This is a genomic window from Allobosea sp. P1_A7 (assembly GCF_056406775.1).
In genome coordinates, this window is the sequence record NZ_JBFTZN010000230.1 from 1 (window position 1) to 9445 (window position 9445).

The following is a 9445-nucleotide window of genomic DNA, read 5'->3' on the forward strand; positions in this document are numbered from 1 at the left end:
TGCCAGGCGAGGGGACGAAGCGGCCGGGACGGCCGCGGCGCGTGAGATAGCCGTCCGTTCAGGGGCGCGGGCAGCCTGAAGTTCTGGGCAGAGCAGGGGGCTTGTGCAGGCTCGATGTACGCTGAGCGTCCCTTTGCTTCTCAGGTCGGGGCAATGCAGCGGGCGTGCGATCGACGCCTTCGCCTCACTCTCGTCATGGCGGGAGGAGATAGGGAGCGGCCGGGCGCCACGTTGGTGCCAGAGGTTGATTGGCTGCGACCAGATGCGCACGGAGCGACGCCGCAGTTCGATCAGCGAATGCGGTGGACATTGGACCGGGTCTTGCGAGGCCCGATGGCTCGCTGTCACCAGGTTTTATATCCTGGTGAACGACTGGTGGGCAGTCGGCGGCGAAGAAGACGGCTAGAGTCGCGGCATGAAGATGGCATCCTCACAATTTGATCTGTTCGATGACGCACCGGGCTACCGGCAGACGCCACGACCGGCACCGAGAAGGCGCAGGCTCGAGACCGTGCCGCTGTCGCCCGGCGGCGATGATGAAGAGGCTGCCCGAAGGCTGGAACAGACCGGCCGGTTCAAGGTGCTGCGAAAGCTCGTGCCTCGCCCCATCGTCCCGCGCGCGCAGAGCGCCTTCCCGAACCTCGCGGTGCTGGTCGATACGGAGACGACGGGCCTGCAGCACGCGCGGGACGAGATCATCGAAATTGGCGCCGTTGGTTTCACCTATGACGACGAGGGAGCGATCGGGGATGTCGTTGGCATCTACGGCGGCTTACGCCAGCCATCGGTGCCCATCCCCGCGGAAATTACGCGGCTGACCGGCATCACCGACGAGATGGTCGCCGGTCACGCCATCGATATCGCGACGCTCGATGCCTTCATCGAACCTGCCGATCTCGTCATCGCCCATAATGCCGGGTTCGATCGCCCGTTCTGCGAGCGGTTGTCGCCAATCTTCGCCTCAAAAGCCTGGGCCTGCTCCGTCAGGGAAATTAGCTGGGCCGACTTAGGCTTTGAAGGCAACAAGCTGGGATATCTCGTCGGACAGTCCGGGCTGTTCCACGAGGGCCACCGCGCAACGGATGACTGCAATGCCCTCCTGGAGGTCCTGGCGAGGCCGGTGGGAGCCAGTGGAACGCGACCGTTCGCCGAGCTGTTGCGATCGAGCGCGCGCAGCAGAATCCGCATCTACGCGGAAAATGCCCCCTTCGACATGAAGGATCACCTCAAGGGGAGAGGCTATCGATGGTCGGATGGGAGCGACGGACGGCCGAGAGCCTGGTGGATCGAAATCGACGAAGAGCTCCATGACGAGGAACTCCGTTATCTCCGCACCGACATCTATGGCTGGGAAGACGCCGAGCCGCTGACCCTGCGGCTGACGGCGCATGATCGATTTCGTGCGTGACGGACGAGTTCGAGCCGATCGGCACGATCGGCTTGCCACAAATCTCGGCCCGCAAGGGCGCTGGGCCGCCTCCAGACGGCCTCGCGCCAGGAGCGGATGTCGGCGCCTTGCCTGGAAGCGGGCATTCGCAGACGGTTGGGCAGCGTCGGCCGGCGACCGGACGTTCGCTCTCAACACCTCAGTCGCGCGGTGGAACAGTGTCGTATTGCGGCAGGCCGTCTGCGATCTCGTAGTAGTCCCCCTTGTCGGCGACGTAGATATGCAGATTTGCAGTGGTCTCGGTCGGTCCGTCGAAAGCACCCATTGCCACGGCGATCCAACCCCGATCCGACCGATCCCAGAAGAGAGACGATCCGCATGCCGAGCAGAAGCCGCGTCGGACGTTCTCCGACGATTGAAACCACGTCAGCTTCTCCTCGCCGACAATCGTCAAGGCAGTCCTAGGCACATCAGTGGACGCGAAGTGGTGGCCCGAGTGCTTGCGGCACATACGACAATGGCAGAAGTTAGGATTTGGCAGACTGTCAGCCACTGTTAAGGTGACCGCACCACAAAGGCATGAGCCGCTGTGCATCCTCGATTCACTCCCGCAGGCGTCTAGTCGGGAAGCATGGCATCGGGGTTGCGACGTTCGCAAGAGCGTCCGCTATGGGCCAACTCCGACATTCGCGATGTCAGCGCCCGCTCAACGATGGCTCGATACCGCCTCGACCGAATGCGCCCTCACCGCGGAGGGCAGCTCCGTGCCGCTTCGGTTTGGTCCCTGGCCTGCAAAGCTTCGCCCCAGTTTCGCAAGCTGATCAGAACGGGTTCCAGCGTGCGGCCAAACTCGCTCAGTTCGTATTCAACGCGCGGCGGCACCTCGGGGTAGACGGTGCGGCATACGACGCTGTCGGCCTCGAGCTCGCGGAGTTGGATCGTCACCATCCGGGGCGTCGCGTTCGGCGTCAGGCGGCACAGCGCATTGAAGCGCAATCGTCCCTGGAGAAGGTGGAACACCAGCACGGGCTTCCAGATTCCACCCATGACGCTGAGGGTCGCCTCGACTGCGCAGCCCGTCCGGGTCGCCTTGCGGCGGGCCTGTCTGACAGTATCATTCATGATAGTACATGTGCCTTTTGATCGTACTTACGAATATGTCCTTACCTGCCTAGGTCTAGCGCGCCAACACAGACCAAGGAGACGGCATTGCGCGCTTATCGAATGAACGGAACGAACGCCCCGCTGACGCTGCACGAGGACGTCGCACCGACGGCGGGCCCAGGAGAGGTGCTCGTCGATCTCAAGGCGGCCACGCTCAACTATCGGGATCTGATCGTCAGGGAAGGACGCTATCCTGGGGACCAGAAGCACGATCTCGTCCCGCTTTCCGACGGCGCCGGCATCGTGACCCAAGTTGGCGATGGCGTGTCTCGCGATCGGATTGGCGAGCGCGTCGTGCTCGGCTTCATGCCTGGCTGGCTGGACGGCTCGTTCTCGGCCCGCAAGCAGGCGTCCTCACTCGGCGGCGGATTCGTTGATGGCGTGCTCGCCGAGCAGATCGTCCTGCCGGCTGCCGCTGCGGTCCCATTCCCTGATGCCTGGAGCTTCGAAGAGGCTGCGGCATACCCTTGCGCGGGCGTTACGGCCTGGAACTGCCTGTTCGGCGGYCGCGGCTTGCGCCCCGGTGATAGCGTTCTGATCCAAGGCACCGGCGGCGTGTCGACCTTCGCGCTGCAGTTCGCCCGAGCCGCTGGGGCACGTGTGATCGTCACCTCCAGTTCCGACGAGAAGTTGGCCTGGGCCCGCAAGCTGGGCGCGGAAGCAACGATCAACTACCGCACCACAGCGAATTGGGGGGAGGTTGCCGCAGGCATGGCGGGCGGAGAGGGCGTCGACTTCGTGGTCGAGGTTGGCGGCTCCGGGACCTTGAACCAGGCGCTGTTGGCAGCTCGGCCCGGGGGCGAAATTGCGCTCGTTGGCGTTCTCACCGGCGTCGCGGGCGAGATCAACACCGGCGCAATCCTGATGAAGGCTATCGATCTCCGCGGAGTTTACGTTGGTTCTGTCGCCGATCTGAAAGCCGCGATGGCGACTGGGGTCAAGCCGCTCATCGACGAGATTCTTGCCTTCGAGGCGGCGCAGGACGCGTTCGACCGGCTGCGCAGCGGGCAGCATCGCGGAAAGGTCGCCATCACCATTTCAGCCTGAACTTTCAGGCAGAGCTACGATCCGCTCCTGAAACAGCAGAGGCGGATACGCCAACCCCGCCGCTATTCGTCTTCGCCGTCGCCAGCATTGGCCAGATTTTGCGCCAGGTCTGGCCCGGYGACTGCAATCTCCCGGCAAGCCGGGCCTTCAGCCCGCTGACCACCGCCTCGAGGCCTCGCGGCAGGAGCGGATGTTGGCGCCGGGCCCGGAACCGGGCACGCGCAGACGGGGTGGACAGCGGCGGCTGGCGCCCCATTGCGGACCTCGATTCGGGCATGGAGCAGGCCGGAACAATCAACCGATCTTCGGCATCACCATACGCACGTCATCGCTTACGCACGTCATCAATTGCGCCACTCGGTAGAAAGGAGCGCGTAGAGCAGATCGTTCCGCCAAACATCACCCACACGCAGATTATCTCGCAGCACCCCTTCGCGGCTGAAGCCCAGTTTCTCGACCAGCCCGATCGAGGCGCTGTTGTCCGGATGGATAAAGGCTTGAATGCGGTGCAGGCCAAGTTCGGCTAAACAGAAGTCAAGCATGGCCGTAACTGCCTCTGCGGCCAGACCCTGCCGATGCCGAGTGGGGTTAATCATATAGCCAATGCTGGCGCGCCTGCTCCGAATGTGACCATCGTGGTAATTGACCAGCCCCAGGCATCGATCATTTGCTCCGTCGGCCACCGCCCAAAATCGATAGTAGGATGGCGTGCAATCGATGAAATTGCGCACCGAGCGCTCGGTTTCGACGCGCTTTGTATAAACGGGCTGGTTCCAGAAGCGCATTGTCTCGGGATCGGCGAAGCACGTGTGCATCTCGTCCGCATCATCGGCGCGAAACTGGCGCAAGCGCAGGCGAGCGGTTGAGAGCGTAGGATGAGGTATGGGGCGCTTGGCCATAGGAGCGAGCCTCACGAAACGATCAGCCAGAAAAGGCCAAGTTGGGCGGCCTACGTCAATTGCGAGGTCCGCTCCCCACTGATCGAAACAGGTAAAGCCGACTCAGTTAATGGTATAATCTAGCGTGGAGTGGATCAGGGTCCACTCTCCGCTATCCTTGCGATAGACGAATGATTGTCCGAATCCCGTTGGGATTGACTGCTTGACTTTATCAATTTGCACTCTGGCAGATCGCTCCATCGACGAAACGACGACAATGGCAGTGCTGTAGCGGGCATCGAAGACAGGCATTGAGATATCAACGCGCCTTATGCTGATCGCAGGCTGCTGATAGCTCTGTTCAGTGTCGGCTGGAGGCGCTCTTCTTCTAAGGTTAGCCAGTCGTTGGCTCCACATTTCATTGGCTTCGGCTTCGGAGCAGAAATGGCCCCGTGTCAGCCCGGCGGGGTCGATAATGTCAGAAGGCGCGGTGCCGGTGTGAGGCGCGCTGACGTCTGCATAAAAGCTCAAGCCAAGATACTGTTGGGCCAAGGTCACATAGACAGCGCGACTGGACCATTGTTTCGCAAAGATACAGGGCTGCTGATCCAGGACATGGTCGCGGAGGACATTCTTGATCAGAGTTGCCGCTTCTTGCTTCGCCCGATCTATTGCCCTTCCCAACCGTTGCTCGGCTTCATCGTCCGCCCGGATTGGTTGCGGGAACAAGAGCAGAAAAACGACGGCAGAGCGCAAGAGCAAGACCAGTATCCCGGCGACTTTCCTAGCTTGTGATCGTAGCGGATTGCGCGCTGAGGTAAATCTGCCTTTCCTTGATGCGGCGTCGTAAAGAGGCCGAGCAGACGGATCAAACGTCTCCTTGGTATGTCCGCTGCCCCGCCGCTATTCGTCTTCGCCGTCGCCAGCATTGGCCAGAACTTGCGCCAGGTCTGGCCCGGCGACTGCAATCTCCCGGCAAGCTGGGCCTTCAGCCCGCGGACCACCGCTTCGAGGCCCATCCTCGACACCTGTGGCGTTGGTGCCCACGGTCTCGACGGGCATGGGCAGGACGTGCGTAATGTCGCCGTCGAGCAATCGCTCCGGGGGGCCTTTTCATGCGTCTGGCTATTGGTTTCGGATTGGCCCAGGGGCGCGCTTTGCGGCGCGGCGCCAGGCCGTTTGGCGCTCTCCTCGGGCTTGTTCTGACCGTCTTCGGATCAGGCCTCGCCGCTGCCTTCGAAACCCCGCCAACGGTCAGCGCTGCTTCAGTGCTTGGCGCGCAGGCCTCCGGTCCGAATTATCGCGTCGACCCCGAGGTGCACAGCGACGGCCTGCTGCGGCTCTTTGTGCTCAAGACCGCATTCGGCACTTTTGACATAGCCGGCGAAGGATTGATGCGTGAGCGGATCCGCGAATTGTCGGCCCTTCGCAAGCTGAACGAAATGTCCGCATCGGATGTTTTCGTGAAGTCGCTCGAGCGGCAAGCCGCTGCTCCCCTGCGCTTCGGCGCCGACCTCATCACCTCGCCAGCGGAGACGCTGAAGAAATCCGCTTCAGGTGTCGCCAACATGTTCAGCCGGATTGGAACCGGCATCGCCAACACCGGCGCCAACCGCGACAGCATTGCCGGCAGCCTTCTGGGCGTCGATGCAGCGCGACGGGCGCTGGCCGTCCAGTTGGGCGTCGATCCTTATACCGATTTCCCGCCGCTGGCCGCCAAGCTGAACGACATTGCCGCAGCCAGCGCGATGGGCGGGCTTTCCGTCAGGGGCATGATGCTGGCGATCCCGGGGGGCGCCGGTGTCGCCATCAGTTCCACGACGACCGTCGATAGCGTTCGGGCAACTCTGGCCGAACGCACCTCGACCCAGATCGTGGAACAGGTGATCGGCATGCTGACGCGCATGAAGGTCTCGCGCGCACTGGCGGAGCGCTTCGTCCAGAACCGATCCTATACGCCGACCGACCTGCTGCTGATCACAAAGGCCCTGGCCTCGCTCAAGGTCGGCGGAACCGCACTCTTCGTGGCGAAGGCGGCTGAGGCAACGACGCGTGAAGAGGCCTATTTCCAGCGCAGCCGCGCCCTGCTGCTCGCGTCCAACGCCAAGGCTCTCGGCATCGGCCCGTTCGTCGGGGTTGGCGGCTTCCCGCTGAACCGCTTGAGGGACGGCCGTCTGCTGGCCCTGTTCCCGCTCGACGAGATCGCCTGGACCGAGACTGTCGCGGGCCTGTTCGGCAAGGTCTCGTCTGTGAACCCTGGCGACGGAAAGGCTCCGGTGCTGGCGACCAACGGCACGCTCACGCAGATGGCGCAAGCCGAGATCAGCCAGGCGGGCTGGACTGTCGAGCGCGTCAAATAGCGAGCGGCTGCGCAAGGCCCGCCTCGTCCTGAGGCGGGCACCGTCCAGAATACAGAAGGATAGGCGCATCGCAGCGCGCCTGCGTCTCCATCTCCGGGCTGTCATGTCCGTTCGCGCAGCGCCGAGAGACGAAGCGGCTGCTCGCCAAACGTCACGAGCTTCGCAACCTGGAGCCTAAAGTCCGGCGGGAGGAGGGGGCTTGGGCCGGCTCGATGCGCAGCGAGCTTTCCCGTGCTTCCCAGGCTTGCGTCAGCTTGCTGCGTTGCGATTGCAGCATCCCGGAACATCCGGGGCCGCTGCCGGGTTAAGACCAGATGCGGCTCGGAACACCCGATGAACCCGGCCTGGCATCGCCTCGAACGAGGCCCAGACAGGGCCGCGTCGATCGATCTGCCGGCGCGACAACACATCGAACGATCGCACAGGGAATAACGCCGCATGCACGGCGTTTACCTCCGCTTCCCCGGGAGCGGTGGCCCGCGATTCACCGCGTCTCTGCCGGCCGAAATCCGTCTGCGATCAAAGAGGACTGTTCGATGACCCCCGCCAAGAAGCCAGACAGCGAATTCGACCGCGCCCGTGCAAGGATTGAAGGCACGGACAAGAAGCCCGTCGGGAAGCCCGACAAGACCATGCCGGCGGCAGGCCCCCATGTGACGCAGGGCTCGACAAACCATGACGCAACGCCAGGGGCCGGCGCGCTCCCCTCGACCAAGCCGCGCAAGGACGTTGACGCCGGGACGGGCTGAGCGAGCCGCAGGCCTTCCCAAGCGGCTCGCGCCTTGGACACGCGGCCGGCACTTCGAGTCTCGCAGCAGGGCGCCTCCCATCGGAATCCTGCGTGCGTATCGATCGAAAGTGCGCTTGAATGTCAGGCGCTTGTCCCGGCGATAGGAAATGGAGCAGGCCGATTTGTCCCGATTTCCTGACAAGGCATGAAGGAATCTGACATGCGCCAACCAACGCATGGTCGCTTCGATTACACCCGCGCCGAGCTTTGGGCTGACGGAGCTGTCCATGTGCTTGGCATCGCCTTGGGCATGGGTGCGGTCGCCATTCTGATCGCGAGAGTGCTCGCGACGGCTTCGCTGTCCGATCTGGTTCCTGTCGGGATCTACAGCGTCGCGTTGCTTGCCGTTCTCAGTGTTTCCGCCCTCTACAACATGTGGCCGGTGTCGCCCATGAAATGGCTGCTGCGACGCCTTGATCATTCAGCCATCTACGTCTTGATTGCCGGTACCTACACCCCCTTTCTGATGAAGCTCGGCCAAGCCGTTGTGGCGCAATCCCTATTGGTTGCCGTATGGGTCGCGACACTTGCCGGCGTCCTGCTCAAACTTGCGCTGCCGGGCCGGTTCGATCGCGTTTCGATCGTTCTCTACCTCTGCCTCGGCTGGAGCGGCGTGATCGTCTGGGAGCGCGTTGCGCAGTTTCCGGCGGTCACCTTGTGGCTCATGCTGGCGGGCGGCGTTCTCTACACGGTGGGCGTCCTGTTCCACGTCTGGCGGAGCCTTCCGTTTCAGAACGCCATCTGGCACGTCTTCGTCCTCGCGGCGTCCGGCTGTTTCTACGGGGCTGTGCTTGCGACCTACGGTTGGGCTCCAGCGGCCTGATGATCCGGCAAGGTCCGCCAGGGGAGACGAAGGGAGGTGAGGGGGGCAGCTGGCGCCAGGTTGGTGGCGGACCTTTCATTGCCGCTCCTCTGAAATGATGGAGTAGCCGATGCCCATCTCGGCTTACCTGCAGGCCGGCTTGTTCGTGGTGGCTGCGGCGACCGCGTTGTTCGCAAGCGCCGGCACGCTCGCCATCCCCGGTTTTTGGACGTATCTGGCGATCCTCGCCGTCGTGATGATCATTTCCTTCGCAGCGCTCGATCCGGACCTGCTGGGCGAACGCATGCGGCCGGGCGGCAACAAGCCRCCGGCCGCGTTGAAGGCGTTCTCGCTCATCCTGTTCCTGCATTGGATCGTTGCCGGGCTCGACCGTGGTCGTTTCCATTGGAGCGACAGCGTGCCCGGCTGGCTGCAAGGCATGTGCCTGTTCACGGTCGCCGCCGGCTACGCCCTGGCACTTTGGGCCATGCGCGTGAACCGGTTTTTCTCCTCGGTCATTCGCATCCAGACCGACCGTGGTCACCACGTCGTCACCACGGGACCCTACGCCTTCGTCCGCCATCCCGGCTACAGCGCCGGGATTCTGATCATGGTGGCAAGCGGACCCGCACTCGGATCGTGGCTCGCGGCTGCGCTCATTGTGATCGTCAGCCTGCCATTCCTGCTCTATCGCGCCATCACGGAGGATCGCATTCTCCAGGCCGAGCTTGCAGGCTATTCGGATTACGCCGCGCGGGTCCGATGGCGGCTCGCTCCGGGCATTTGGTGAGCGWGCTCCTCACCCGGCAGCTCGGCAATGTCGGAACCGCGATGAGCCACGTCCTCTTCCCAGCCCCGGGCGCAGGCAGGGAACCTAAAACCGATGGTGATGAGCGGCCTAGCCATGCACATCGTCCGGTATTTGGATTGCGATGATCGGGAACAGCGGGAACGGTCCGCTACTTGCTAGATGACCGCATTCCCGGCCGCTTTTTAACCGCAGGATCGGCCAACAGG

General features: G+C 63.1%; 10 protein-coding genes. 6 read left to right on the forward strand and 4 right to left on the reverse strand.

Annotated features, from left to right (window positions below):
- The first annotated feature begins 421 nt into the window (after positions 1-421).
- A complete protein-coding gene (locus AC1D34_RS28435) occupies positions 422-1408 on the forward strand; it encodes a 3'-5' exonuclease (RefSeq protein ID WP_476826021.1) in 987 nt (328 codons plus the stop codon).
- Positions 1409-1586: 178 nt separating this feature from the next.
- On the opposite strand, the gene AC1D34_RS28440 is transcribed toward AC1D34_RS28435, so the two are convergent.
- Positions 1587-1982 carry a GFA family protein gene (locus AC1D34_RS28440; RefSeq protein ID WP_476826013.1) on the reverse strand — a complete coding sequence of 132 codons (396 nt, stop codon included), beginning with the start codon at positions 1980-1982 and terminating at the stop codon, positions 1587-1589.
- Positions 1983-2131: 149 nt separating this feature from the next.
- Positions 2132-2509, reverse strand: a complete 378-nt coding sequence (locus AC1D34_RS28445) for a winged helix-turn-helix transcriptional regulator (protein ID WP_476826014.1) — start codon at positions 2507-2509, stop codon at positions 2132-2134.
- An 87-nt stretch (positions 2510-2596) separates the two neighbouring features.
- Between AC1D34_RS28445 and AC1D34_RS28450 the strand changes: the two genes are divergently transcribed.
- Positions 2597-3598, forward strand: a complete 1002-nt coding sequence (locus AC1D34_RS28450) for a zinc-dependent alcohol dehydrogenase family protein (protein ID WP_476826015.1) — start codon at positions 2597-2599, stop codon at positions 3596-3598.
- A gap of 344 nt (positions 3599-3942) precedes the next feature.
- Here AC1D34_RS28450 and AC1D34_RS28455 read toward each other — a convergent pair whose 3' ends face one another.
- Both AC1D34_RS28455 and AC1D34_RS28460 read right to left on the reverse strand, forming a co-directional pair.
- Complete coding sequence (locus tag AC1D34_RS28455; protein WP_476826016.1) at positions 3943-4497, reverse strand: GNAT family N-acetyltransferase; 555 nt, start codon at positions 4495-4497, stop codon at positions 3943-3945.
- A 102-nt stretch (positions 4498-4599) separates the two neighbouring features.
- Positions 4600-5238, reverse strand: a complete 639-nt coding sequence (locus AC1D34_RS28460; protein ID WP_476826017.1) for a hypothetical protein — start codon at positions 5236-5238, stop codon at positions 4600-4602.
- A gap of 353 nt (positions 5239-5591) precedes the next feature.
- On the opposite strand from AC1D34_RS28460, the gene AC1D34_RS28465 reads away from it, so the two are divergent.
- The 4 genes from AC1D34_RS28465 (at position 5592) to AC1D34_RS28480 (ending at position 9218) form a co-directional block, all read left to right on the forward strand.
- Entirely contained in the window at positions 5592-6836 is a 1245-nt protein-coding gene (locus tag AC1D34_RS28465; RefSeq protein ID WP_476826018.1) for a hypothetical protein, read from the forward strand.
- A 536-nt stretch (positions 6837-7372) separates the two neighbouring features.
- Positions 7373-7585 (forward strand): hypothetical protein, encoded by a 213-nt coding sequence (locus tag AC1D34_RS28470; protein ID WP_441493619.1) that lies wholly within the window; start codon positions 7373-7375, stop codon positions 7583-7585.
- Positions 7586-7786: 201 nt separating this feature from the next.
- On the forward strand, positions 7787-8449 hold the full coding sequence (gene trhA, locus AC1D34_RS28475) for a PAQR family membrane homeostasis protein TrhA (RefSeq protein ID WP_476826019.1): 663 nt from the start codon (positions 7787-7789) through the stop codon (positions 8447-8449).
- 109 nt (positions 8450-8558) lie between these two features.
- Complete coding sequence (locus AC1D34_RS28480) at positions 8559-9218, forward strand: methyltransferase family protein (RefSeq protein WP_476826020.1); 660 nt, start codon at positions 8559-8561, stop codon at positions 9216-9218.
- The last annotated feature ends 227 nt before the right edge of the window (positions 9219-9445 follow it).